23 protein-coding genes are annotated in these 23,377 nt (G+C 69.9%); 14 read left to right on the top strand and 9 right to left on the bottom strand.

Annotated features, from left to right (window positions below; genetic code table 11):
- Window positions 1-152 precede the first annotated feature (152 nt).
- From G537_RS0124580 to G537_RS0124555, 6 genes are all read left to right on the top strand, one after another.
- Window positions 153-983 carry an ABC transporter ATP-binding protein gene (locus tag G537_RS0124580; protein ID WP_026872369.1) on the top strand — a complete coding sequence of 277 codons (831 nt, stop codon included), beginning with the start codon at window positions 153-155 and terminating at the stop codon, window positions 981-983.
- Window positions 973-1,767, top strand: coding sequence for an ABC transporter permease (locus tag G537_RS0124575; protein WP_162146146.1), 795 nt, complete (start codon window positions 973-975; stop codon window positions 1,765-1,767). Before G537_RS0124580 ends, G537_RS0124575 begins: the two co-directional genes overlap by 11 nt.
- A 13-nt stretch (window positions 1,768-1,780) precedes the next feature.
- Window positions 1,781-2,812 (top strand): ABC transporter substrate-binding protein, encoded by a 1,032-nt coding sequence (locus G537_RS0124570; protein ID WP_026872367.1) that lies wholly within the window; start codon window positions 1,781-1,783, stop codon window positions 2,810-2,812.
- A 104-nt stretch (window positions 2,813-2,916) separates the two neighbouring features.
- Entirely contained in the window at window positions 2,917-3,378 is a 462-nt protein-coding gene (locus G537_RS43880) for a VOC family protein (RefSeq protein ID WP_026872366.1), read from the top strand.
- Window positions 3,375-3,722 carry an ArsR/SmtB family transcription factor gene (locus tag G537_RS43875; protein ID WP_026872365.1) on the top strand — a complete coding sequence of 116 codons (348 nt, stop codon included), beginning with the start codon at window positions 3,375-3,377 and terminating at the stop codon, window positions 3,720-3,722. The genes G537_RS43880 and G537_RS43875 overlap by 4 nt, the downstream gene beginning before the upstream one ends.
- Window positions 3,719-4,183 (top strand): SRPBCC family protein, encoded by a 465-nt coding sequence (locus G537_RS0124555; protein ID WP_026872364.1) that lies wholly within the window; start codon window positions 3,719-3,721, stop codon window positions 4,181-4,183. The genes G537_RS43875 and G537_RS0124555 overlap by 4 nt, the downstream gene beginning before the upstream one ends.
- Window positions 4,184-4,219: 36 nt before the next feature.
- Here the strand turns inward: G537_RS0124555 and G537_RS39690 are convergent, their stop codons facing one another.
- The 6 genes from G537_RS39690 to G537_RS0124525 form a co-directional block, all read right to left on the bottom strand.
- Window positions 4,220-4,612 (bottom strand): response regulator, encoded by a 393-nt coding sequence (locus tag G537_RS39690; RefSeq protein WP_162146145.1) that lies wholly within the window; start codon window positions 4,610-4,612, stop codon window positions 4,220-4,222.
- Between the two features lie 243 nt (window positions 4,613-4,855).
- A complete protein-coding gene (locus G537_RS0124545; protein WP_026872363.1) occupies window positions 4,856-6,709 on the bottom strand; it encodes a putative bifunctional diguanylate cyclase/phosphodiesterase in 1,854 nt (617 codons plus the stop codon).
- A 213-nt stretch (window positions 6,710-6,922) separates the two neighbouring features.
- Window positions 6,923-8,773: an ABC transporter ATP-binding protein gene (locus G537_RS0124540; protein ID WP_026872362.1), complete on the bottom strand. Its 1,851-nt coding sequence runs from the start codon at window positions 8,771-8,773 to the stop codon at window positions 6,923-6,925.
- A gap of 20 nt (window positions 8,774-8,793) precedes the next feature.
- Window positions 8,794-9,729 carry an ABC transporter permease gene (locus G537_RS0124535; protein WP_026872361.1) on the bottom strand — a complete coding sequence of 312 codons (936 nt, stop codon included), beginning with the start codon at window positions 9,727-9,729 and terminating at the stop codon, window positions 8,794-8,796.
- Window positions 9,695-10,654 carry an ABC transporter permease gene (locus G537_RS0124530; RefSeq protein WP_026872360.1) on the bottom strand — a complete coding sequence of 320 codons (960 nt, stop codon included), beginning with the start codon at window positions 10,652-10,654 and terminating at the stop codon, window positions 9,695-9,697. The genes G537_RS0124535 and G537_RS0124530 overlap by 35 nt, the downstream gene beginning before the upstream one ends.
- Before the next feature lie 78 nt (window positions 10,655-10,732).
- A complete protein-coding gene (locus G537_RS0124525; RefSeq protein ID WP_026872359.1) occupies window positions 10,733-12,529 on the bottom strand; it encodes a peptide ABC transporter substrate-binding protein in 1,797 nt (598 codons plus the stop codon).
- A 331-nt stretch (window positions 12,530-12,860) separates the two neighbouring features.
- On the opposite strand from G537_RS0124525, the gene G537_RS0124520 reads away from it, so the two are divergent.
- The 5 genes from G537_RS0124520 to G537_RS0124500 all read left to right on the top strand — a co-directional run bounded on the left by G537_RS0124520 (window position 12,861) and on the right by G537_RS0124500 (window position 18,414).
- Window positions 12,861-13,868 carry a BMP family ABC transporter substrate-binding protein gene (locus G537_RS0124520; protein ID WP_026872358.1) on the top strand — a complete coding sequence of 336 codons (1,008 nt, stop codon included), beginning with the start codon at window positions 12,861-12,863 and terminating at the stop codon, window positions 13,866-13,868.
- A 19-nt stretch (window positions 13,869-13,887) separates the two neighbouring features.
- The gene (locus G537_RS0124515) at window positions 13,888-15,402 is read left to right on the top strand and encodes an ABC transporter ATP-binding protein (RefSeq protein ID WP_026872357.1); all 1,515 of its coding nucleotides are present in this window, start codon (window positions 13,888-13,890) and stop codon (window positions 15,400-15,402) included.
- Between the two features lie 226 nt (window positions 15,403-15,628).
- On the top strand, window positions 15,629-16,666 hold the full coding sequence (locus tag G537_RS0124510) for an ABC transporter permease (protein WP_081689012.1): 1,038 nt from the start codon (window positions 15,629-15,631) through the stop codon (window positions 16,664-16,666).
- A 4-nt stretch (window positions 16,667-16,670) separates the two neighbouring features.
- Window positions 16,671-17,579, top strand: coding sequence for an ABC transporter permease (locus G537_RS0124505; RefSeq protein WP_211230498.1), 909 nt, complete (start codon window positions 16,671-16,673; stop codon window positions 17,577-17,579).
- Window positions 17,580-17,601: 22 nt separating this feature from the next.
- Window positions 17,602-18,414, top strand: coding sequence for a purine-nucleoside phosphorylase (locus G537_RS0124500; protein WP_026872354.1), 813 nt, complete (start codon window positions 17,602-17,604; stop codon window positions 18,412-18,414).
- Between the two features lie 138 nt (window positions 18,415-18,552).
- On the opposite strand, the gene G537_RS0124495 is transcribed toward G537_RS0124500, so the two are convergent.
- Window positions 18,553-20,355, bottom strand: coding sequence for an IlvD/Edd family dehydratase (locus tag G537_RS0124495; protein WP_026872353.1), 1,803 nt, complete (start codon window positions 20,353-20,355; stop codon window positions 18,553-18,555).
- Window positions 20,356-20,529: 174 nt separating this feature from the next.
- Here G537_RS0124495 and G537_RS0124490 point away from each other — a divergent pair, with 174 nt between their 5' ends.
- Genes G537_RS0124490 through G537_RS0124480 form a run of 3 tightly spaced genes read left to right on the top strand, consistent with a single transcriptional unit; the run spans window position 20,530 to window position 22,062 of the window.
- Window positions 20,530-20,754, top strand: a complete 225-nt coding sequence (locus G537_RS0124490) for a KTSC domain-containing protein (protein ID WP_051249061.1) — start codon at window positions 20,530-20,532, stop codon at window positions 20,752-20,754.
- Window positions 20,755-20,799: 45 nt separating this feature from the next.
- Window positions 20,800-21,393: a DUF1287 domain-containing protein gene (locus G537_RS0124485; RefSeq protein WP_051249059.1), complete on the top strand. Its 594-nt coding sequence runs from the start codon at window positions 20,800-20,802 to the stop codon at window positions 21,391-21,393.
- 21 nt (window positions 21,394-21,414) lie between these two features.
- Window positions 21,415-22,062, top strand: coding sequence for an HAD-IA family hydrolase (locus tag G537_RS0124480; protein WP_026872350.1), 648 nt, complete (start codon window positions 21,415-21,417; stop codon window positions 22,060-22,062).
- 4 nt (window positions 22,063-22,066) lie between these two features.
- Here G537_RS0124480 and G537_RS0124475 read toward each other — a convergent pair whose 3' ends face one another.
- Together G537_RS0124475 and G537_RS0124470 are read right to left on the bottom strand one after the other, a co-directional pair.
- Window positions 22,067-22,840: a CbtA family protein gene (locus G537_RS0124475; protein WP_026872349.1), complete on the bottom strand. Its 774-nt coding sequence runs from the start codon at window positions 22,838-22,840 to the stop codon at window positions 22,067-22,069.
- An 11-nt stretch (window positions 22,841-22,851) separates the two neighbouring features.
- Window positions 22,852-23,070 carry a CbtB domain-containing protein gene (locus G537_RS0124470; protein WP_026872348.1) on the bottom strand — a complete coding sequence of 73 codons (219 nt, stop codon included), beginning with the start codon at window positions 23,068-23,070 and terminating at the stop codon, window positions 22,852-22,854.
- Between the last annotated feature and the right edge of the window lie 307 nt (window positions 23,071-23,377).

Below are 23,377 nucleotides of genomic sequence, written 5' to 3'. Positions count from 1 at the left end.
TCCGTGCCGGTCGGGGTGGGTGGCCCCAAATTGATCGGACAAATCGCGATTGTCGAGCGCGTTTGACTGGAAAGCCGGGTCGGATCTGGGACAGACTGCCGCCCGAGTCCGAAAAGGCCCGTCCAGGGCCAGCCATCCGGGGGAAGCCAGGAGTGCAGAGAGTCGCCGAGGCGGCGCGCAGTGGGGAAGCCCCGCCGGCCATCGCGTTTTCCGGAGTTTCCGTCGCCTATCCGCTGAAGGGCGGCGGGCGCTACGTCGCGCTGGGCGAGACCGATCTGGTCGTGGCCGACGGCGAGTTCACCGCCATCGTCGGCCCGACCGGCTGCGGCAAGTCGACCCTGCTGAACGTCGCCGCCGGGCTGGTGCCGGCGGCCTCCGGCGGCTGCGCCGTGTTCGGCCGGAAGCTGCAGGGGCTGAACCGCGACGCCGGTTACCTGTTCCAGGCCGACCCGCTGATGCCGTGGAAGACCGCGCGCGACAATGTCGCCGTCGGCCTCTTGGTGCGCGGCGTGCCGCCGGCCGAGGCGCGGGAGCGGGCGCAGGCCTGGCTGGCCCGGGTCGGGCTGGCGTCGATGGGCGACCGCTACCCGCATCAGCTCTCCGGCGGCCAGAAGAAGCGCGTCGCCCTGGCCCAGGTGCTGATCCTGGAGCCGAAGCTGCTGCTGATGGACGAGCCCTTCGGCCCGCTCGACGCCCAGACCCGGATCGTGATGGGCGACCTCTTGCTGTCGCTGTGGTCGGCCGAGCGCAAGGCGGTGCTGTTCGTCACCCATGACCTCGAGGAGGCGATCGCCCTGGCCGACCGGGTGGTGGTGCTGTCGGCCGGGCCGCAGGCACGGATCATCGCCGACCACAAGATCGGGCTGGCGCGGCCGCGCGAGCTGGCCGAATCCCGGCACGACCCGGAATTCGTGGCGCTGCACCGGGCGATCTGGGCGGCGCTCAAGGACGAGGTGATGAAGGCCTATGGCGATGTCGTCTGAAGGCGGGCGCGGCCGCATCCTGTTCTGGCAGATCGCGGTCGCCGTGATCTGCCTTCTGCTCTGGCACGTGCTGACGGCGACGAAGATCCTCGACCCGTTCTTCTTCGCCACGCCGCTCGGCGTGATCGAGCGCACCTGGAAGGACTTTGCCTCGGGCGTGATCTGGCGCCATCTCGGCGTCACCCTGCTGGAGACGGTGCTGGCCTTCGCCATCGGCGCCCTCGGCGGCGTCGCGCTCGGCTTCTGGTTCGCCCGGCGGGCCATGGCGGCGGCGGTGTTCGACCCCTACATCAAGGCCGCCAACGCGCTGCCGCGGGTGGTGCTGGCGCCGATCTTCGCCCTCTGGTTCGGCCTCGGCATCTGGTCGAAGGTGGCGCTCGGCGTCACGCTGGTGTTCTTCATCGTCTTCTTCAACGTCTACCAGGGCGTGCGCGAGGTCAGCCCGACCGTGCTGGCCAACGCCCGCATGCTGGGGATGAACGACCGGCAGCTGCTGCGCCACGTCTATCTGCCTTCGGCGCTGTCCTGGGTGTTCTCCAGCCTGCACACCTCGGTCGGCTTCGCCCTGGTCGGCGCCGTGGTCGGCGAATATCTCGGCGCCACCGCCGGGCTCGGCTACCGCATCGCCCAGGCCGAGGGGGTGTTCGACGTGGTCGGCGTGTTCTCCGGCATGCTGGTGCTGGCGGCCTTCGTGGTGGCGATCGACGCCGCCGTCTCGGTGATCGAGCGGCGGCTTCTGGTGTGGCGGCCGGAGAGCGCAGCGAGCGCCTCGGCCCAAGGGTGATGGGAGGAAACGGATGAAAACCCTGCTGCGCGGAATGGCGCTGGCCCTCGGCCTGGCCCAAATTCTTTGCCTAACGCCAACGGTGCCGGCCATGGCGGCGCCGGAGAAGACGCATGTCACCATCGGCGTCGGCGGCAAGCCGCTGCTCTATTACCTGCCGCTGACCATCGCGGAGAAGAAGGGCTTCTTCAAGGAGGAGGGGCTGGACGTCGAGATCAGCGACTTCGCCGGCGGCGCCAAGAGCCTGCAGGCGATGATGGGCGGGTCGACCGACGTCACCACCGGCGCCTATGAGCACACCATCCTGATGCAGGCCAGGGGCCAGGACATCCGGGCGCTGGTCGAGCTCGGCCGCTTCCCCGGTATCGTGCTGGTGGTGCGCCAGTCCCTGGCCGGCGAGATCAAGTCGGTGGCCGACCTCAAGGGCCGCAAGGTCGGTGTCACCGCCCCCGGCTCCTCGACCAACTTCTTCGTCAACGCCCTCCTGGCGAAGGAGGGGCTGACGCCGGAGGACGTGTCCTTCGTCTCGGTCGGCGGCGGCCCCAGCGCCGTCGCGGCGATGCAGCATGGCGAGATCGACGCCATGGCCAATCTCGACCCGGTGATCTCGAAGCTGCAGTCCACCGGCGCTGCCACCGTCCTGGTCGACACGCGGACGGAGGAGGGGGTGAAGTCCGTGTTCGGCGGTCCGGTCCCGGCTGCGGTGCTCTATGCCAAGGAGGATTTCATCGAGGAGAATCCGGAGACGGCGCAGGCGCTGGTCAACGCCTTCATGAAGGCGCTGCGCTGGCTGTCCACCGCAAAGCCGGAGGATGTGGCGGCCGTGGTGCCGGAGGAGTTCCTGCTGGGCGACCGCGACCTTTACGTCCAGTCGGTGACGAACTCCCTGCCGATGTATTCCCGCGACGGGCTGATCAAGGCAGAGGGGATGCAGACCTCGCTCGACATCCTGCACCGCTTCAGCCCCGAGCTGAAGGATGCAGAGATCGACCTGTCGAAGACCTGGGATCCGCGCTTCGCCGAGAAGGCGCAGGCGATCAAGTAGCCGGCGGAGGCAGGTCGGGCTCGCCCGGGCGAACCCGACCTTCTTCTTGACTAGATATTTCTCTATGGCGTTAAATATTTCAATAGCAGTGAAGGAGCTGAGCGATGGCTGATCCCGCTTCGCGCCCGGCGCTGACGACGGGCGTGTTCTACAAGGACCCCTGGGCGGCGCTCGACTGGCTGGAAAAGGCGTTCGGCTTCGAGCGCAGCATGGTCATCACCGACCAGGGCGGGAACCTCGCGCATTCGGAGATGCGGTTCGGCGACGGCCTGATCTATGTCGGATCGGAATGGGCGGACTTCACCGCCAGCCCGGCCTCGATCGGCGGCAAGAACACCCAGTCGATCCATGTCCATCTCGATCACGGCATCGACGAGCATTGCGCCCGGGCGAGGGCGGCCGGGGCGGTGATCCTGCAGGATCCGACCGACCAGTTCTATGGCGACCGCACCTATCGCGCGCGCGATCCGGAAGGGCATGTCTGGACGTTCGGCCAGACCGTCCGCCAGGTCTCGCGCGAGGAGGCGGAGCAGGCGTCGGGGCTGAAGATCGAAGGCTGGGTGTGAGGACTGCCGCCCGACCCGACCAGACGCTGCTCGACCGGACCCTGGCGGCGCTCGCCGACCCGCATCGGCGGCGGCTGATCGAGCTGCTGCGCGAGCGGCCGCGGCGGGCGGGGGAGCTGGCGGAGGCGCTGGGCCTCAACCCGCCGGCGCTCAGCCGGCACCTGCGCACGCTGAAGGCGGGCGGGCTGGTCGAGGAGGCCCATCCGGAGTTCGATGCGCGGGTGCGCATCTACAGCCTGAGGCCGGAGCCGATGGCGGATCTGAAGGCATGGCTGGCCGAGACCGAGCGGCTGTGGGTCGACCAGCTCGCCGCTTTCAGGGCGCATCTGGAGCGGACGCCATGACGTCGAGCATCCTCGTCTCTCTGCGTGTCGCGGCGACGGCGGAACGGGCCTTCACCGCCTTCGTCGAGAATATCGGCCTGTGGTGGCAGCCGAACCCGTTGTTCCGGTTCACGCCGGGCGAGCCCGGGGTGCTGCGCTTCGAGCCCGGGCCCGGCGGCCGCTTCGTCGAGACGCGGCCGGACGGACACATCTTCGAGATCGGCCGGATCCTGGTGTGGGAGCCGGGCAGCCGCCTGGTCTTCTCCTGGCGGCAGGCGAGCTTCTCGCCCGGGCAGTCGACCGAGGTCGAGGTCCGGTTCGAGCCCGTTGGCGACCAGACGCGCGTGACCGTCGAGCATCGCGGCTGGGACAGCGTGCCGCAAGACCATGTCGCCCGGCACCATTTCCCGGACGCGGTCTTCCTGCAGCGGCACGGCGAATGGTGGCAGGCCCTCCTGGGGGCGTATCGGGCGTCGGTTTGACGAATCGGATCTCGTTTCCCCGGGCCCTGTCCGCAGTCAGCCCCGCGCTTCCGCGATCTTCTGCCGGATCTCCCCGGCGAAGGTCGCGGCCTGGATCGGCTTCTGGATGTAGGAGGAGCCGCCGGCGGTCAGGGCCTGGTCGATCAGGCTCATGTCGCGGGTGGCGCTGATCATGATCACCGGCAGGTCGCCATAGCCGGCATGGGCCCGGATCAGCGAGCACAGCTCGGTGCCCGACACCTCCGGCATGACGATGTCGATCAGCACGGCATCGAAGTCCCGTGCCGGCTTGCCTTCGTCGTCGAGGTTGAGCGCGGCGATGGCGTCGCCCGCGCTGGCGCAGGTCTCGACGGCGGCGCCGTCGGCGCGCAGCATGGCCGCCGCGAATTCCAGGAACAGCTCGTCGTCGTCGACGAGAAGGATCTTCATCGCAGTCGTGTGCTTCCTCAAAGCCATGTTGCCCGCCGGATCAAGATGGATGCCTTCCCCGAGGGCGAGGCCGGCGGCTTCCGACATGGCTCACTTCCCGTTGTTGCTCCGCTGACCGAGACGCCATAGCCCCACCCACACCGGACCGACTGGTCCCGGCCGGCGACGAGTTGCAGATCATCGATGCGGCGGCAAATGGTCCCGGTCACCGATGTGAACGTTACCATCGATCCGGTCCGGACGCTATGTGCAGCGGTGAACCGCGCGCACCGCGGCGGCGAGATCGCCGGCGGGCACGGGCTGGCCGAAGAGATAACCCTGGCCCTGCTCGACGCCCAGCCGTCGCAGGATGTCGCATTGCGCCTGGCTTTCGACATGCTCGGCGCAGAGCGAGACGCCGAAGGTCTCGGCGAAGCGGGCGACGCCGTCGATCAGCCTCTCGCAGCGGGGCTCGGTCGCCACAGTCTGCACGATCTCGCCGGCGATCTTGATGGCGGAGAAGGGCAGCCGCGACAGCGCCGCCAGATTGGCCTCGCCGCTGCCGAAATCGTCGAGCTCGAAGGTGACGCCGAGCCCGACCATGCGCGCCACCACCGCCTCGACCTCGGCGGGCATGCGGGTCAAGGCGCGCTCGACGATCTCGACCCGCAGCAGGCTCAGCGGCAGCCCGGCCTCGGTCATGCGGCCCAGCATGGCGGTGAACACGGCGTCCGACTGCATCACCGCGACCGGGATGTTGATCGAGATCGGCACCAGGGCGTCGCGCGGCAGCTGGATCAGGGTGTCGGCCAGCGCCCGCAGCAGCCATTCGGTGTATTTCACGGCCAGGTCGGGCCGGCGCTCGACCCAGGGGATGAAATGGCTCGGCGCCAGCACGCCGAGGGTCGGGTGGTTCCAGCGGGCCAGCGCCTCGAAGCCGGCCACCCGGCCGCTGGCGAGCTTGACGCGCGGCTGGAACACCAGCCCGATCTGGCCCGACTGCAGCGCCGCCGGAATGTCGAATTCCACCGCGGAGATCGACATCGCGCGGCGCACCTCCGGCGTGGCGGCGGAGGCGATGCCGGTGGCGGATTGCTTGGCGTAATACATCGCCATGTCGGCCAGGCGCTTCAGCAGGGCCGGGTCGGTTTCATGGTCGGGACAGGTGGCGATGCCGATGCTGCAATAAATCGGCAGCCGATACCCACGCAGCATCGCCGGTTCCTTCAGCGCCTTGGCGATCCGGCCGGCGGCGGTCAGCGCGGCGCCGGCATCGGCGGCGACGATGGCGGCGAATTCGTCGCCGCCCAGCCGGGCGACGAAGGCCTCGCTCGACAGCGCCCGGCGCAGCCGGCTGCCGACGATGGCCAGCAGCAGGTCGCCGACTTCGTGGCCCAGGGTGTCGTTGACCTTCTTGAACTCGTCCAGATCCATGAACAGGACCGAGACCGGGCAAGCGGCATCGACCCCACGGGCGAAGATCCGGGCCAGACGCTCCTCGAAGCAGCGTCGGTTCGGCAGGCCGGTCAGCGGGTCGCGATAGATCAGATCCTGCACCTCGCGATCGCGCCGGTCGCGCCGCAGGGCCATGGCGAACAGCCGGCCGACGGTCTGCCGCAGCGCCTCCGGCATCGCCACCGGGGAAGCCGTGCCGACGAACACCAGGGCGCCGGCGATCCGTCCGTCGTCGTCGGTCAGCGGCTCGGCGATGACGGCGACGGTATCATCGGCCGGGCCGAGGGAGCCGGTGGCCGGTGCGTTCGTGAACACGGCGACTCCCGGCGGCGGGCCGGACGGGCCGACGCGGATAGAGGCCAGCGCATCCAGCACGGGTCCCTGCAGCCCGCTCTGCGCCAGGAGGGAGAGGCTGGCGCCGCTTTCGTCGAGCCGCAGGAAGGCGATGCTGGCCGATGCGAGCAGACGGCCTGCCATCTCGGCCACGGTGGCCAGGATGGCCTCGATCGGGTCGCCGTCGACCAGGGCCTGGAGCGCGTCGCGCTCCAGCGCGATCAGGGATGGAGAGGAGGACGTTGTCGGATCGGGGGTGACCCTCTCTGCGGGCACGGCAGCACGCGCCGTCATGGAGAGCGGCTGGCCGGTCGAAGATCTGCCGCTCATATCTCCCCTGTCTCCCGATCGGACGAGTGGCCCGGCGGCGGCGCCGGTCCTCCGCCGATTAGAGCCGGATCAAGCCGGCGGCGGAAGGCAAATCAGATATATACAATTTTATTAAACTTCAATTTCTCCGCGCTGTCCAGCCGAGGCTCGCGGATATCCATGTTCACCGCTTTCCGCTCCTTGACAGCCGCGCCGGCTGCCTGTCGCGGGCTGTCAGGCCACCCTGGTGACGGCCGGCTCGGGCTCCCATTCCGCGCCCCAGAGCATCACCGCGTGGCCGGGCGAGACCTCGCGGTACTGCCGCGCCGGCGGCACGTAGTCGGGCGGGCGCACCGGGCTCTTAATCTCGTCATTAGAGACCGGCCGCTTCTGCAGCCGCCGTGCCGGGTCGGGGACCGGCACCGCCGCGAGCAGGCGCTTGGTGTAGGGATGCTGCGGATTGCTGAACACCGCCTCGCGCGGGCCGATCTCGACGATCTCGCCGAGATACATCACCGCGACCCGGTGGCTGACGCGCTCGACCACCGCCATGTCGTGCGAGATGAAGAGATAGGCGAGCTTCATCCGCTCCTGCAGCTCGAGCATCAGGTTGATCACCTGCGCCTTGACCGAGACGTCGAGCGCCGACACCGACTCGTCCGCCACGATCAGCCGCGGCTCGACCGAAAGGGCGCGCGCGATGCAGATGCGCTGGCGCTGGCCGCCCGAGAACTCGTGCGGGAAGCGGCCCGCCATGTCGGGCTGGAGGCCGACGCGGCGCAGCAACTCGGCGACCTTCTCGCGCGCCTGCGAACGGGTGGCGAGATTGTTGATCAGCAGCGGCTCGGCGATCGTGGCGCCGATATTCATGCGCGGATTCAGGCTGGCGAACGGGTCCTGGAAGATCATCTGCATACGCTTGCGCCGTTCGCGCAATCTGCGCTGGTCGAGCTTGAGGATGTCCTCGCCGTCGAGCAGGACCGAGCCGGAGAGCGGCTCGATCAGGCGCATCACCGAGCGGCCGGTCGTCGACTTGCCGCAGCCGGATTCACCGACCAGAGCCAATGTCTCGCCGGATCGCAGGCTGAACGAGACGTTCTCGACCGCGTGCACCCGGCCCTTGAGGCCGCCGAGCAGCCCGGAGCGGATCTCGAACCGCGTCGTCAGCCCGCTGACCTCGAGCACCGGCCGCTCGCTGACGCCGACGGTGTCGGCGGTCTCGGTCGGCGTGTCGGAGAGGCCGGTGGCGCGGTCGACGACCGGAAAGCGCATCGGCCGCCGGTGGCCGGCCATGGAGCCCAGCTTCGGCACGGCCGAGAGCAGCGAGCGGGTATAGGGATGGTTGGCGCGGGCGAAGATGTCGTCGGTCCGCCCGCTCTCGACGGCCCGGCCGTCATACATCACGACCGTGCGGTCGGCGATCTCGGCGACCACCCCCATATCGTGGGTGATGAAGAGGACGGACATGCCCTCTTCCTCCTGCAGCAGCTTGATCAGCGCCAGGATCTGGGCCTGGATCGTCACGTCGAGCGCCGTCGTCGGCTCGTCGGCGATCAGCAGCCTCGGCTTGCAGGCCAGCGCCATGGCGATCATCACGCGCTGGCGCATGCCGCCGGAGAAGTGGTGCGGATATTCGTGGAAGCGCGATTTCGCCGCCGGAATGCGCACCTTCTCGAGCAGCCGCACGGTCTCGGCCTCGGCCTCGGCGCGCGACAGGCCGCGATGCAGGACCAGCGCCTCGGCGATCTGGAAGCCGATGGTCAGCACCGGGTTCAGCGAGGTCATCGGCTCCTGGAAGATCATCGCGATATCGTCGCCGCGGATCTTGCGCATCCCGGCATCGGGCAGCCTGAGCAGGTCGGTGCCGCCGAGCCTGACGCTGCCTTCGACCTTACTCGAGCCGGCCGGCGTCAGCCGCATGATCGACAGCGCCGTGACGCTCTTGCCCGACCCGGATTCGCCGACCAGCGCGACGGTCTGCTTCGGTGCGATGTCGAAGGAGACATCGCGGACGACGGTGCGCCACCGGCCGTCGACGCGGAAGGCGGTGGTCAGGTTGGAAACGGACAGGATCGGGCTTGTCATGTGCGGTCCGATCGTTCTGGTCAGACGACGCGGCGGGGATCGAGCGCGTCCCGCAGGCCGTCGCCGATGAAGTTGATGGCGAGGACGGTGAGGAAGATCGCCGCCCCCGGGAACAGCGCCCAGTGCGGGGCGACGTCGAGGTAGTCCTTGGCGTCGAACAGGAGCCGCCCCCAGGTCGGGATGTCCGGCGGGAAGCCGAGGCCGAGGAAGGACAGGGTCGATTCCGCGATGATCGCGGACGACACCTCGATCGAGCTGGCGACGATGACCGGGCCGACGGCGTTGGGCAGGATGTGGTGGACCGTCTGCCGCCAGCGCGTCGCGCCCGCGGCGCGCGCCGCCTCGACGAACTCCTTCTCGCGCAGCGACAGGAACTGCGCGCGCACCAGCCGCGCCACCGGCATCCAGCGCAGCCCGCCGATCACGATCACGATCAGGACGAAGACGCCGCCCTCGACCCCGAACACGGCCTTCAGCTGCTCGCGGAACAGATAGATCACCAGCAGCAGCAGCGGCAGCTGCGGCAGCGACAGGAACAGGTCCGTCACCCACATCAGAAACGGATCGAGCGCGCGGCGGGACATGCCGGCCAAGGCCCCGACCACGACGCCGACGACGGTGGACACCACCATGGCGGCGAGCCCGACGGCGAGCGAGATGCGTCCGCCATAGATCATCCGCGCGAGCAGGTCCTGGCCGAGATCGTCCGTGCCGAAGGGATGGGCCCAGGACGGGCCCTCAAGCTGGGCGGCGAAGTCGATCTCGTTGATCGGCACCGGCCAGAACAGGGGGCCGACGAGGACGCCGATGACGAGCAGGCCGAGCACGGCCGTGCTGACCATCGCCAGGCGGTGGCGTCGGAAGCGGCGCCACGTCTCCCGCGCGGGCGAAACCGAGACGCTCTGCCCCGGCGCCGTCGCCTCAGCGGAAGGAGATGCGAGGGTCGAGCCAGCCATAGAGCAGATCCGCGATCAGGTTGAAGAGGACGACGAGGCAGGCGAAGACGAAGGTGACCGCCATCACCACGGGCGTGTCGTTGGCGAGGATGGCGGTGATCAGCAGCGAGCCGATGCCGGGCACCCGGAAGATCTGCTCGGTGACGATCGCGCCGCCGAAGACGGCCGGCATCTGCAGCGCGACCATCGTCACCACCGGGATCAGCGCGTTGCGGGCGACGTGCCGGCGGGTGATGATCCTCTCGCTGAGGCCCTTGGCGCGCGCCGTGGTGACATAGTCGAGCCTGACGACGTCGAGCACGGCCGAGCGCACATAGCGCGTGTAGGACGCCGCCTGGAACAGGCCGAGCACGGTGATCGGCATGATCGCCTGCCGCAGCATCTCCCAGTACCAGCGCCACCCCGTCGCCGCGATGTCGGAGCGGTAGACGAAGGGCAGCCAGTCCAGCTTGATCGAGAACAGCAGGATGAAGAGGAGGCCGGTGAAGAAGGTCGGCAGCGAGAAGCCGATGAAGGCGAAGGTGTTGGCGATCTGGTCGAACACCGAATAGGGCCGCGTCGCGGCGTAGATGCCGATCGGCAAAGCGACCGCGAGCGCCAGGATCTGGGACGAGCCGACGACGAAGAGCGTGGCCGGGAGGCTCTGCAGGATGAGATCGTCGACGTCGATCCGGCTGGCGAAGGAAAAGCCCCAGTCGCCCTGCGCCATCGCCGTCAGCCAGCGCAGATAGCGCACCATCACCGGGTCATCCATGCCGAACTTGGCGCGCAGGGCCATCCGCACCTCGGGGGGCACGTTGGGGTTGGTCGCGAGTTCGGAGAACGGATCGCCCGGCGCCAGCGCCAGGATCGTGAACAGGATCAGGCTGATGGCCAGAAGGCTCGGAATGGCGATCAGCAGTCGCCGCAGCAGGTAACTCGCCATGAGCGATCTCCTCGGCCCGGTCGCGAAGGGGGCGGATCCGATGGAGCGGATCCGCCCGTGCGAAGAGGAGCTAACGCGTCATGCGGGACCGTTGCGGTACCAGCTCGCCAGCGCCCAGAGATCGTTGTCCCAGCCGCTGAAGTTCGGGGTCAGCGTGTTGGAGGCCGAGGCCACGCGGTTGCGCGACAACAGCGGCAGGATGACGTTGGCCTCGCAGAAGATCTCGTTGACCTTGATCAGCAGCTCGGCGCGCTTGGCCGGGTCGAGCTCCCGCTGCGCCGCCCGGTAGGCCTCGTCCGCCTCCTTGCTGGAGTAGCGCGAGATGTTGCGGCCCAGCCACTTGTTCTCCTTGCTGGCGATTTCCCACGACACGAGCTGGTTCAGGAAGCGCTCGGGGTCGGGCGAATCCTGGGTCGTGGTGTACATCTCCATGTCGGCATAGAGCTTGGTGTAAGTGTCCGGATTGGCGACGTCGGAGGAGAAGAACACCGAGGCGGTCACCGATTTCAGCTCGAGCTCGATGCCGGCCTTCTGACAGGCCTGCTTGATGATCGCCTGCGTCTTCTGGCGCGGCGCGTTGATCGAGGTCTGGAACACGTATTTCAGCTTCTTGCCGTCCTTCTCGCGGATGCCGTCGCTGCCGCGCGTCCAGCCGGCTTGGTCGAGGATCGCGTTCGCCTTCTCGATGTTGAACTCGTAGGTCAGCTTCTTCGACTTGAACCGTTCCGGCTGGTTGACGAAGCTCGCCGTCGCCGTGCCGCCGCGCCCGTAGATGAACTTCTGGATCGAATCGCGGTCGATCAGCAGGTTGATCGCCTGGCGCACCGCCGGGTCGCTCAGGGTCGGGTGCTTGGTCTTGACGCTGGAGCGCTCGCCGTCGACCTCGGTCCAGGGATCGGTGGTGTTGAGGATGATGAACTCGATATTGCCGCTGGCGACGGTCAGCACCCGGCCGCGCCCGCCATCCTCCATGCGCTTCAGGACCTCGTCCTCGACCTGCATGTTCCAGGCGTAGTCGTATTCGCCGGTCTGCAGCACGGCGCGCGCCGCCGAGACCGCATCGCCGCCGCCCTTGATCTCGATCGTGTCGAAATGCGGCTGGTTCTTGACGTGGTAGTCGGGGTTGCGCTCGCCGAGGACGATGTCGCCCGGCTTGAAGTCGACGAATTTGTACGGTCCGGTCCCGACCGGCTTCAGGTTCGCCGGGGCATCGCGCGAATTGGCGCCTTTGTAGTCGCCGAAATGGTGCTTTGGGATGATCGGGCCGACGATGCCGACGAAGGGGCCGGCCCAGAAGGGCTGCGGCTGCGGGAAGATCACCTTGACGGTGTGATCGTCCACCTTCTCGAACTTGATGCCCGCGTAGGACCCGGTGGTATAGGCGGCCGTCTCCGGATCGGCCGCGTATGCGGCGGTGAACATGACGTCGTCGGCGGTGAACGGCTGGCCGTCATGCCATTTGACGTCGCGTTTCAGCTTCCAGGTCACGGTCGTGCCGTCGGCCGAGAGGCCGCCGTTCTCGCGGGTCGGAAGTTCCGCCGCCAGGATGGGAACGAGATTGCCCTCGCGGTCCCAGCCGGCGAGCGGCTCGTAGAACACGCGGGAGGCTTCCTGGTCCTTGGTGCCGCTGGCGAAATGCGGGTTCAGCAAGGTCGGCGCCTGCCACAGAAGGATCTTGAGCGGTCCGCCGCCCCCCGCCTGGGTCGGTTTGTAGTCGGTCGCCGGCTGCGCCATCGCGACGCCGTGCCAGACCAAGAGCTGGCTGGCCACCGGGGCACCGATCCCCGCCGCCACCATCGTCCTGATGAAGTCGCGCCGCGACAAGGCGCCCTGCTTCACATCTGTGATCAGATCTCGCAGAGACTTTTCAGTCACGTCAGGCCCCCTCTGTTTACTGTCGTTGCAATTTGATCCGATTTCTTTGCGATCGGGCTCCCAACCCATATTTCTTTAGTCAGACATAGGGGCATAGGAGGCCCTCTTCGTCAATCTTGGGAACAGCCTCCTCACGCCACTGTGCAAGTCTGCGAGCCGGGCCGCGCGACCGCCGCCATGCGCGTTGACGAATCGACCGGCAGCCGCCAAAGGTGGGGCGGCCGGTGCCGGCGCCCGGTCTGCAGAACCGCCGCCGGCGGTTCCGGGTGTGCCGGCGATCGCGAGGGGAATGGGGAAGGCCATGCGCAACCAGGGACGACCGCGGCATCTGATGGGTTCGATCGCGGCCGCCGCGGCGGCCCTCGTCATCGGCGCCGCCGCGCCGGCCCAGGCGGCGGGCGGCAAGCTCGTCTACGTCTCGCCCGACCCGCTCGGGGTGAACGACTTCCTGAAGCTCGGCAAGAAGGGCATCGAGGACGCCGCGGCCGCGATCGGCGGCGAGGCCAGGGTGTATGAGAGCACCGACCCCGCCACCCGCCGCCAGAATGTCGAGGCCGCGGCGCGCGAAGGCGCCGCGGTGGTGGTCGTGCTGGGCTTCGAGTTCGGCGACATCGTGCCGGATGCGGCGGCCAAGTTCCCGGACGTCAAGTTCCTGATCGTCGACCAGTGCATCCAGAAGCCGATGCCGAACGTCTACTGCGCCGTGTTCCGCGAGCACGAGGGCGCCTATCTGGCCGGCGCCGAGGCGGCGCTGACCTCGGAGAGCGGCACGATCGGCGCCATCGGCGCGCTCGACATCCCCTTCCTGCACCGCTTCACCGACGGCTTCGCCGCCGGCGCCAAGGCGGTCAATGACGAGGTCGTGGTCAGCCCGACCCTCTGGGTCGGCGGCGACAACCCGTTCTCCGACCCGGTGCGCGCGCAGCAGCAGGCGGTGTCGCTGATCAGCGAGGGCGCCGACCGGGTGCTGGCCGCCACCTCCGGCGGCAATGGCGGCATCTTCAAGGCGGCGGAGGCGACGCCCGGGACCCTGACCTTCGGCGTCGACGTCAACCAGTGCCCGCACGCGCCGGGCGTGGTCATGGACAATATCGAGAAGAAGGTCGACATCGCGCTGGTCGAGGCGGTCAAAGGCATCCTCGCCGGCACGCAGGCGCCGCTGACCTCCTACGGGCTGAAGGAGGGCGGCATCACCCTGACCGGCCTCGGCGACGACGTCGCCGGCTCCCAATGCCTGATCGCCGAGCATCCCGACGTGATCGCCAGGGTGCGCGAGATCCGCGACGCCATCGTCGCCGGCACGGTGACGGTGCCCGACCCGATGACGGCCGGCCAGTAGATCCCGGGGAGACGGCGCCGTGGCGTTCCTGGAGATGCGCGGCATCGTCAAGCGCTATCCCGGCGTGCTGGCGAACGACCGTATCGACCTGTCGGTCGAGGCCGGCGAGATCCATGCGGTGATGGGCGAGAACGGGGCCGGCAAGTCGACCCTGATGGGCATCCTCTACGGCCTCGTGCATCCGGACGAGGGCGACATCGTGATCGACGGCCGGAAGCGGCCGTTCCGTTCGCCGATCGACGCCATCGCCGCCGGCCTCGGCATGGTGCACCAGGCGTTCAAGCTGTTCGACAGCCTGACGGTGTGGGAGAACGTGGCCTACCGGGCCGAGCCGCGGCGGGGGCCGTTCATCGACCGCGCCGCCGCCCGCAGGCGGGTGGCGGAGCTGGCGCGGCGCTACGGCCTGCCGGTCGATCCCGACGCCCGGGTCGGCGCCCTGCCGGTCGGGGTGAAGCAGCGGATCGAGATCCTGAAGGCGCTGTACCGCGACGCCCGCATCCTGATCCTGGACGAGCCGACGGCGGTGCTGACCCCGGGCGAGCGCGACGGGCTGTTCCAGGTGATGCGCAGCCTGGCGGCGGACGGGCGCACCATCCTGTTCGTCACCCACAAGATCCACGAGGTGATGGCGGTGACCGACCGCATCACCGTGCTGCGCGACGGCCGGGTGGCCAACCGCATGGTCACCGCCGGGACCGAGCCGCAGGCGATCATCCGGGCGATGACCGGCCGCAACGTCACCCTCACCGTCGCCAGGACGCCGGCCGAGCCCGGCCGGCCGCTGCTGGAGGTCGAGGGGCTGACCCTGAACGCATCGGGCGGTCGACCTGTGGTCGACGGCGTTTCCTTTGCCGTGCGAGCAGGGGAGATCGTCGGCGTCGCCGGCGTCGCCGGCAACGGCCAGACCGAGCTGATCGAGATCGTCGCCGGGCTCAGGGCGGCCGACGCGGGGACGGTGCGGGTCGACGGGCGCGACGTCACCGCCGCCGGGGTGGCCGGCCGCCGCGCCGCCGGCATCGCCTATGTGCCGGAGGACCGCGCCCACACCGGCACGGCGCTGCGCGCCAGCGCCACCGACAACCTCGGCATGGGCTTCCACCGCCGGCCGCCGCTGTCGCGCCGCGGTGTGCTCGCCCCCGCGGCGATGCGGGACCGGGCGCGCGGCCTGATCGCGCGCTTCGGCATCAAGATCCCGGGCGAGGGGACGGCGGTCGGCACCCTGTCCGGCGGCAACCTGCAGAAGGTGGTGGTGGCGCGCGAGCTGGCTCACGAGGCGCCGGTGCTGATCGCCGAGCAGCCGACCCGCGGCGTCGATGTCGGCGCCATCGAGTTCATCCACGCGCAGCTGGTGGCGGAGCGCGACAAGGGCCGCGCCGTGCTGCTGGTCTCGGCCGAGCTAAGCGAGATCCTCGCCCTCTCCGACCGGGTGCTGGTGATGTATGAGGGCCGGGTGATCGCCGAGGTGCCGGGCGCCGCCGCCAACGAAACCAATCTCGGCCTGCTGATGGCCGGCGTCACCGGGGCCGCGGCGTGACCGCCGTATCCGGACCATGCTTATTCTTGTCCCCCCTCCCCTTGCGGGAGGGGGGTAGGGGGAGGGGGCTCGCGCCGAAACTCCGGCGGGCGGTGGCACGCGAGGCCCTTCCATCCGTGTTTCGAGCCCACCGGTCCCGTCCGGCTCCCTTCGTCGACAACCCCCTCCCCCTACCCCCCTCCCGCGAGGGGAGGGGGGACTCACTTTGTTTCAACCCGAGGCTCTCATGACCGCCGCCGGCATGCTGCGCGGCGCCGCGACCTCCTCCGTGCTCTGGGCGATCCTCGGCGGGCTCGTCATCGGGGCGCTGATCACGCTCGCCGCGGGGCACGATCCGGTCGCGGTCTATCGCGAGATCCTGGCCGGCGCCGTCGTCGGGCCGAACCTCGCCGAGACCATCGCCCGGGCGGTGCCGCTGGTCGGCATGACCCTGGTCGCGGCCATCCCGCTGCGCGGCGGCATGGTCAATCTCGGCGGCGACGGCCAGCTGGTGCTGGGCGGGATGGTGGCGGCGCTGGTGGCGCTGTACCTGCCGGCGCCCGGCGCGGTGCGGCTGGTGGCCGCGATCCTGGCGGCGATGGCCGTCTCCGGCGCCTATGCCGCGCTGGCCGCCTGGGGCGAGGTGCGGTTCGGCGTGCCGCTGCTGATCTCGACCCTGCTGCTCAGCTACCCGGCCCAGGGCGTGACCTCCTACCTGGCGCGCTTCCCGCTGCGCGACCCGTCGACCGGCCTGCCGGAGACCTTCCGGGTCGAGGAGGCGGCGCGGCTGCCGGTGCTGGTGCCGGGCACGCCGATCACCTGGGGCCTGGTCCTGCTGCTGCTGGTGATCGCGGCGGTCGTCTTCATCGACCGGCGCGGTGCCGCCGGCTACGAGCTGCGGCTGCGCGGCCTGAACCCGCGCTTCGTCGCCTATGGCGGCGTCGATCTCGGCCGCCAGACCATACGGACGCTGTTCGCCAGCGGCGCCGTCGCCGGGCTGGTCGGCGCCATGCTGGTGCTGGGCGACCAGTTCCGCTTCACCGACGGGGCGCTGCTGTCGCCGGCCTATACCTGGTCCGGGCTGATGGCGGCCCTCCTGGCGATGGGCGAGCCGGTCGGCGCCGTCTGCGCCGGGCTGTTCTTCGCCGCGCTGCAGACCGGCGGCTTCGCCATGGAGCGGGCGACCGAAGTGCCGCGGGTGCTGACCCTGGTGCTGCAGGCGGTGATCATCCTGCTGCTGGCGATGCGCCACGGCCTGCGCCGCCGAAACCTGCGGGGGCGCTGACGCCATGGACTGGCTGTCCCTGCTCAACGCCGTCCTGTTCGCCCAGACCATCCAGGCTGTGACGCCGATCCTCCTGGCCGCGCTGGCCGGGGTGCTGTGCGACCGCGCCGGCGTGTTCAACATCGCGCTGGAAGGCCAGATGCTGATCGGCGCCTTCGCCGCCATCGCCGGCACCTGGTACACCGGCAGCGTCGCCGGCGGCGTGGCGGTCGCGCTCGTCGGCACCATGGCCTTCTCCGCCATCCTGGCGTTCGGCGCCACCTGGTTCCGCGGCGACCCGATCGTCATCGGCATCGGCCTCAACCTGCTGGCCTCTGGCCTGACCGCCTTCCTGCTGCGCATCCTGTTCGGCGTCTCCGGCACCTTCACCGACCCGGCGATGCAGGACCTGCCGCGCGTGGTGCTGCCGCGGATCGCGGCGGTGCCCTGGTTCAACCGCGTCTTCGGCAGCCACAGCGTGCTGACCTGGGCGGCCTGGATCCTGGTGGCGCTGATCGCCGTGTTCCTGTTCCGCACCGTCTGGGGGCTGCGGCTGCGCGGCGTCGGCGAGCGGCCGGACGCGGCCGAGACGCTGGGCGCCGACGTCGGCCGCACCCGCATCGCCGCGGTGCTGGCCGGCGGCGCCCTGTGCGGCCTGGCCGGGGCGCAGCTGTCGCTCGGCAGCGTCACCCTGTTCGCCGAGGACATGAGCGCCGGGCGCGGCTGGATCGCCGTGGTGGCGGTGATGCTGGGCCGCGGCCACCCGGTCGGCGTCGCCCTGGCCTGCCTCTTGTTCGGCTTCGCCGACGCCGCCGGCCTCAGGCTGCAGGGCAGGGGGCTGCCGAACCAGCTGACCGATATGGCACCCTATGTCATCACCCTGGTCGCGCTGGTCGTCGCCCGTGCGCGGCGCCGGCGCGGCGCCATGGCCTGAAGTCGAGAGAGGAGACGCCGCGATGGAAGACCCGTATGCCCTGGCGGAAAGCGCCGCCGCGGCGCTGAAGGCGAAGCTCGGCGCCGACCACCACGCCGCGATCGTGCTCGGCTCCGGCTGGGCGCCGGCGGTGGACCGGATCGGCGAGACCGTGGCCGAGGTGCCGTTCACCGAGATCCCGGGCTTCCCGCCGACCACCGTGCTGGGCCACAAGGGCGTGTTCCGCAGCGTCAAGGCGGGCGACCGGCGCATCCTGGTGATGGCCGGGCGGGTGCATCTCTATGAGGGCCACCCGCCGGCCAAGGTGGTGCACGGCGTGCGCAGCATGGTGCTGGCCGGGACGAAGATCGTGGTCCTGACCAATGCCTGCGGCGGGCTGCGCCCCGGAATGAAGCCGGGCGAGCCGGTGCTGATCCGCGACCATATCAACTTCACCGGCGTGTCGCCGCTGACCGGGCCGAACCCGGAGCGGCTGGGCCCGCGCTTCGTCGACCTGACCGGCTGCTATTCGCCGCGGCTGCGGCAGGCGGCGCAGAAGCTGGATCCGACGCTGACCGAAGGCGTCTATGTCGGCTTCCCCGGCCCGATGTTCGAGACGCCCGCGGAGATCCAGATGGTCGGCCGCTGGGGCGGCGACATGGTCGGCATGTCGACGGTGCTGGAGGCGATCGCCGCCCGCCATCTCGGCGCCGAGGTGCTGGGGCTGTCGCTGGTCACCAACCTCGCCGCCGGCCTGCCGGGCGCCGATCTCGACCACGAGCACATCCTCGACGTCGCGCGCGGCACCGCCGAGCGGATGGGCGGGCTGTTCCACGACCTGGTGCGGGTTATTTGATACCGATCCCGCCCGTTCCTCCTGCCGTCATGGCGAGCCCCGAAGGGGCGTGGCCATCCAGGGCCGCTCGCACCGGCCCCTGGATGGCCACGGCGCTGCCGCGCCTCGCCATGACGATGAGGGTCGACCCGACGCGCGTCAGTGGTTGTTGCGCGGCACGCCCATGGTCTGGGCGACGCGCTGGTACTTGAGAGCCGGCCTGAGCGCCATGCCCTCGGCCAGCTGGTCGGTCATCCCGCGCTGGATCTCCTGCCACGGGGTCTGGCTGGCCGGATACTTGTAGCCGCCCTGGGCCTCCAGCTCGGCCCGGCGGCGCGCCAGCTCCTCGTCGGAGATGAGGACGTTGACGCTGCGCTGGCGCAGGTCGACCCGGACCTTGTCCCCGGTCTTGAGCAAAGCGAGGCCTCCGCCGGCTGCGGCCTCGGGCGAGGCGTTCAGGATCGACGGGGACCCGGACGTGCCGGACTGCCGGCCGTCGCCGATGCAGGGCAGGGCGTGGACGCCCTTCTGGATCAGGCGCGCCGGCGGCTGCATGTTCACCACCTCGGCGGCGCCGGGATAGCCGATCGGCCCGGTGCCGCGGATCACCAGGATCGAGAACGCGTCGATCTCGAGCGACGGGTCCTCGATCCGGTGGTGGTAGTCCTCGGGCCCGTCGAAGACCACGGCCTTGCCCTCGAAGGCGTCCGGGTCCTGCGGGTTCGACAGGTAGCGGTCCCGGAACTCCGGCGAGATCACGCTGGTCTTCATGATCGCGCTGTCGAACAGGTTGCCCTTGAGGTTGAGGAAGCCCGCCTTGGCCTTCAGCGGCCGGTCGACCGGTCGGATCACCTCGGGGTTCAGGTTCTCGACGTTGCGGCAGTTGTCGCCGATGCTGCGGCCGTTGACCGTCATCGCCTCGGGATGCGGCAGCAGGCCGGCTTTCAGCAGCTCCGCCACCACGGCCGGCACGCCGCCCGCCTGGTGGTAGTCCTCGCCGAGATACTCCCCGGCCGGCTGCAGATTGACCAGCAGCGGGATGTCGTGCCCGACCTTCTCCCAGTCGTCATTGTCCAGCTTCACGCCGAGATGGCCGGCGATGGCATTCAGATGGATCGGCGCGTTGGTCGACCCGCCGATGGCGGAGTTGATGACGATCGCGTTCTCGAACGCCTCCCGGGTCATGATGTCGGACGGCTTCACGTCCTGCTGCACCAGCTCGACGATGCGCTTGCCGGTCTCGAAGGCGATCTGGCCGCGCTCCCGGTACGGGGCCGGGATGGCGGCCGAGCCCGGCAGCTGCATGCCCAGCGCCTCGGCCAGCGAGTTCATGGTCGAGGCCGTGCCCATGGTGTTGCAGTAGCCGACCGACGGGGCCGAGGCCGCGACGATGTCCATGAACTCGTTGTAGTCGATCTCGCCGGTCGCCAGCCGCTCGCGCGAGCGCCAGACGATGGTGCCGGACCCGACCCGTTCGCCCTTGTGCCAGCCGTTCAGCATTGGGCCGACCGACAGGGCGATGGCCGGGACGTTGACGGTGGCGGCCGCCATCAGCAGCGCCGGGGTGGTCTTGTCGCAGCCGACGGTCAGCACCACGCCGTCGATCGGATAGCCGTACAGCACCTCGACCAGCGAGAGATAGGCGAGGTTGCGGTCCAGCGTGGCGGACGGACGCTTGCCGGTCTCCTGGATCGGATGGCAGGGGAACTCGAACGGCACGCCGCCGGCGGCGCGGATGCCGTCGCGCACGCGCTTCGCCAGCTCCAGGTGATGCCGGTTGCAGGGCGACAGGTCCGACCCGGTCTGGGCGATGCCGATCATCGGCTTGCCGGACTGGAGCTCCTCGCGCGTGATCCCGAAGTTCAGGTAGCGCTCGATGTAAAGGGCGGTCATCCCGGGATCGTCCGGGTTGTCGAACCACTGCTGGGACCGCAGCGGCCGCGATCGGTCTGGGCCGGCCATCGTTCTTCTTCCTCCAAGCACCGCTCTTACGTCGGCGCTGAACAGCAACGAAATTGTACGACGATATTATGGCACCGGTGCGCCGGTCGGAACCATGCCGATTTGTCGGGCCGGAACCCGGCCGGGCGGCCGTCCATTCTGGTGAAGGAAGAGCAGCATCCGGGAGGCCGTTCCATGCGGCGCCGCATCGGGCGGGTCCCGACGGATTCCAGCGCCGTCGCATCCGTCGGCTACGACCCGAAGAGCAAGGCGCTGGACGTCGAATATGCCGGCGGGGCCGTGTACCGCTACTACCCGGTCCCGGACCGGGTCTACCGGCAGCTGCTGCAGGCCGAATCGAAGGGCCGGTTCGTGAATGCCCGGATTCGTGACGCCTACCCGTTCCGCCGTGTCACTTGAACGGTCTGCCGCAATCCGGCCACCCGATGTTGTTCCGATGGCCGGATGCGACGCCGATTCTTCCTCTCCCTCGGTCTCCTCCTGCCGATCGCCGGCCGTGCCGCCCGGGCGGAGCCGCCGGACTGGCCGCATCGTCTGGTGGCCGCGGCGGAGAGCCAGATCGGGGTGACGGTGACCTACGATCCGGCCTATGTCCGCCTGGCCTATCCAGGCGGCGACGTGCCGCGCGACCGCGGCGTCTGCACCGATGTGGTGATCCGGGCCTATCGCGACGCCTTCGGCATCGATCTGCAGCGCCTGGTGCACGAGGACATGAAGGCGAATTTTTCCCGCTATCCGAGGAACTGGGGGCTGTCCCGGCCGGATCGCAACATCGACCACCGGCGGGTGCCGAATCTGCAGGTCTTCTTCCGCCGGCACGGCCGCGCCCTGCCGGCGGACGCCGCGCCGGCCGGGTTCGCCAAGGGCGACCTCGTCACCCAGATGCTGCCGGGCAACCTGCCGCACATCGCCATTGTGACCGGTCGTCGCGGGGCCAGCGGCGCCCCGCTCGTGGTGCATAATATCGGCGGCGGGACTCGGCTCGAGGACCGGCTGCCCGATTTTCCGATCACCGGCCGCTACCGTTTCATCGGCTAGGGCCACTCTGAGAGGCCCTGCATGAAAGCCGCGATCTTCGATCTCGACGGCACCCTGGTCGACAGCGCGCCGGACATCACCCATGCGGTCAACCGCATGCTGGCCGACCGCGGCGCGCCGGCGCAGGAGGTGTCCTTCATCGAGACCCTGGTGGGGGAGGGGGCGCGGGCGCTGGTGGCCAAGCTGCACAGGGCGCTGGACCTGCCGGCCGAGGATGTCGACCGCGACACCCGGATCTATCTCGATTACTACGCCGCCCGGCCGGTGGCCGAGTCGCGGCTCTACGCCGATGCGGCGACGGCGCTGCCGGCGCTGCGGGCGGCCGGCATCCGCCTCGGCGTCTGCACCAACAAGCCGCAGGCGCTGGCCGAGCAGGTGCTGGACCGGCTCGGGCTGCTCGCCCACCTCTCCGCCGTGGTCGGCGCCGACACCACGCCGCATGTGAAGCCGGACCCGCGGCCGCTGCTGCACACGCTCGACGCGCTGGGGGCGGCGCCGGGCGAGGCGGTCTATGTCGGCGACACCGGCATCGACCTGGCCTGCGCCCGGGCGGCCGGGGTGCCCTGCCGGATCGTCGACTGGGGCACGGGCCGGGCGGTGCCGGTGGAGGATTCCGCGCGGCTGGCCCGCTTCGGAGACCTGCTGCCCGCCTCGGTCCCGGCCGCCTAGAGGGTCAGCGCGACAGGGCGAGGCGCCCGCCGCGATGGGCGAAGGCCCGTTCGGTCAGGGCGCCGAACACCAGGCCGATCGTCGCCCACAGCACGGCGTGCATGCCCAGCGAGGCGATCCGGAACTGCCACAGCAGGTCGGCGGGGAAGCCTTCCGGCACGTCGTTCACCACCGGCAGGGCGACCTGCGCGACGGCGATGATCGCGATGTAGACGGCGCCGCCGATCAGGCCGGCGGACCAGCCGCCATGGCGCCGGGCCAGGCCGAGGGCGAGGTTGACCGCCAGCACCAGGGCCGCGACCGAGATCGCCAGCATGATGAAGAACAGCGCGGTGCGCTGGCCGATCGTGTCCGGGTTGCCGACCGCGGGCGGGTTGGCCGGGTATTTCAGGCCGGGCACCAGAACCAGCGCGATGAAGGCGGCGAGCGCCAGCAGCGCCGCGGTGGCGCGGGCGTCGAGCCGGCCGACACGGCCATAGGTGAAGGCGAAGGCCAGCGCGAACAGCCCGCCGATGGCGGCGCCGTAGACGACCGTGCCGGTCAGGAGGCCGAGCCCGGCCTGGGTCTCGCGGCTGACCGGCCCGGGCTCCTCCGCCCCGCCGGCGGCATGGTCGTGCGGGGCGCCGGCGTCCCCGTGGTCATGGGAATGGCCCAGCGTCCCTTCCAGGGCGATGGCCCGGTCCACCTGCGGCTCGCCGAAGATCCGGGCGAATCCGAAGGCGAGCAGCCCCGCCAGCACGCCGACCAGCATGCCGCGCAACAGAAGGCGTCCAACCATGGAGGCTGGCCTCAGTGGCAGGGGAAACCGAGCAGATGGCGGCCGTCATGCACGAATTCGTGCACGGTGCTGCCGGAGAAGATCGCGGTCGCGCCCTGCTCGGCGCCGACGAAATAGACCGCCAGCAGCAGGAGCAGCCCGGCGAACACCGCCCAGGGCAGCACCTCGCCGACCGGGATCGGGCCGACCGGAACGGAGACCGGGCGAACTGTGGCGGTGATGTCGGACATGATCGAGGCCCCCTGGGAGAAACGCGTCCCGTTGATGTGCACCAGGCCATGGCGAGGTCTGACTTCCGGAACCGCGTCGGGCGACGCGGTCCCGGTCACAGTGGCGCGACCGTGCCGGAGTTGCACCGGCTTCCGCATCCATGGCGACCGCAGCCAGCATGGGTCGCGGCCCGGCTCCTGTCAATCGGAGCCGCCGGGCGGCTGCGGGTCGGCAGGGTGCTGCGCCGCCCATGGCGATGCCCTCAAGGGGTTGCCCGGCGGCGCGGTCCGCATCCCCCCTCACCCTCCCATTCGCTGACGCGAATGG

The sequence above is a fragment of the Inquilinus limosus DSM 16000 genome, assembly GCF_000423185.1.
Classification (GTDB): Bacteria; Pseudomonadota; Alphaproteobacteria; order DSM-16000; family Inquilinaceae; genus Inquilinus; species Inquilinus limosus.
The sequence above is the reverse complement of the archived record's forward strand: the minus strand, read 5'-3'. Positions and strand labels throughout refer to the sequence as shown.

Coding starts and splice junctions, on each gene's coding strand:
- G537_RS0124485 (WP_051249059.1), top strand. CDS start 20,800: ATGCGACGCCGATTCTTCCTCTCCCTCGGTCTCCTCCTGCCGATCGCC.
- G537_RS43880 (WP_026872366.1), top strand. CDS start 2,917: ATGGCTGATCCCGCTTCGCGCCCGGCGCTGACGACGGGCGTGTTCTAC.
- G537_RS0124480 (WP_026872350.1), top strand. CDS start 21,415: ATGAAAGCCGCGATCTTCGATCTCGACGGCACCCTGGTCGACAGCGCG.
- G537_RS0124555 (WP_026872364.1), top strand. CDS start 3,719: ATGACGTCGAGCATCCTCGTCTCTCTGCGTGTCGCGGCGACGGCGGAA.
- G537_RS0124570 (WP_026872367.1), top strand. CDS start 1,781: ATGAAAACCCTGCTGCGCGGAATGGCGCTGGCCCTCGGCCTGGCCCAA.
- G537_RS0124540 (WP_026872362.1), bottom strand. CDS start 8,773: ATGACAAGCCCGATCCTGTCCGTTTCCAACCTGACCACCGCCTTCCGC.
- G537_RS0124575 (WP_162146146.1), top strand. CDS start 973: ATGTCGTCTGAAGGCGGGCGCGGCCGCATCCTGTTCTGGCAGATCGCG.
- G537_RS0124510 (WP_081689012.1), top strand. CDS start 15,629: ATGACCGCCGCCGGCATGCTGCGCGGCGCCGCGACCTCCTCCGTGCTC.
- G537_RS39690 (WP_162146145.1), bottom strand. CDS start 4,612: ATGAAGATCCTTCTCGTCGACGACGACGAGCTGTTCCTGGAATTCGCG.
- G537_RS0124500 (WP_026872354.1), top strand. CDS start 17,602: ATGGAAGACCCGTATGCCCTGGCGGAAAGCGCCGCCGCGGCGCTGAAG.
- G537_RS0124520 (WP_026872358.1), top strand. CDS start 12,861: ATGGGTTCGATCGCGGCCGCCGCGGCGGCCCTCGTCATCGGCGCCGCC.
- G537_RS0124535 (WP_026872361.1), bottom strand. CDS start 9,729: ATGGCTGGCTCGACCCTCGCATCTCCTTCCGCTGAGGCGACGGCGCCG.
- G537_RS0124490 (WP_051249061.1), top strand. CDS start 20,530: ATGCGGCGCCGCATCGGGCGGGTCCCGACGGATTCCAGCGCCGTCGCA.
- G537_RS0124475 (WP_026872349.1), bottom strand. CDS start 22,840: ATGGTTGGACGCCTTCTGTTGCGCGGCATGCTGGTCGGCGTGCTGGCG.
- G537_RS0124530 (WP_026872360.1), bottom strand. CDS start 10,654: ATGGCGAGTTACCTGCTGCGGCGACTGCTGATCGCCATTCCGAGCCTT.
- G537_RS0124470 (WP_026872348.1), bottom strand. CDS start 23,070: ATGTCCGACATCACCGCCACAGTTCGCCCGGTCTCCGTTCCGGTCGGC.
- G537_RS0124505 (WP_211230498.1), top strand. CDS start 16,671: ATGGACTGGCTGTCCCTGCTCAACGCCGTCCTGTTCGCCCAGACCATC.
- G537_RS0124545 (WP_026872363.1), bottom strand. CDS start 6,709: ATGAGCGGCAGATCTTCGACCGGCCAGCCGCTCTCCATGACGGCGCGT.
- G537_RS0124495 (WP_026872353.1), bottom strand. CDS start 20,355: ATGGCCGGCCCAGACCGATCGCGGCCGCTGCGGTCCCAGCAGTGGTTC.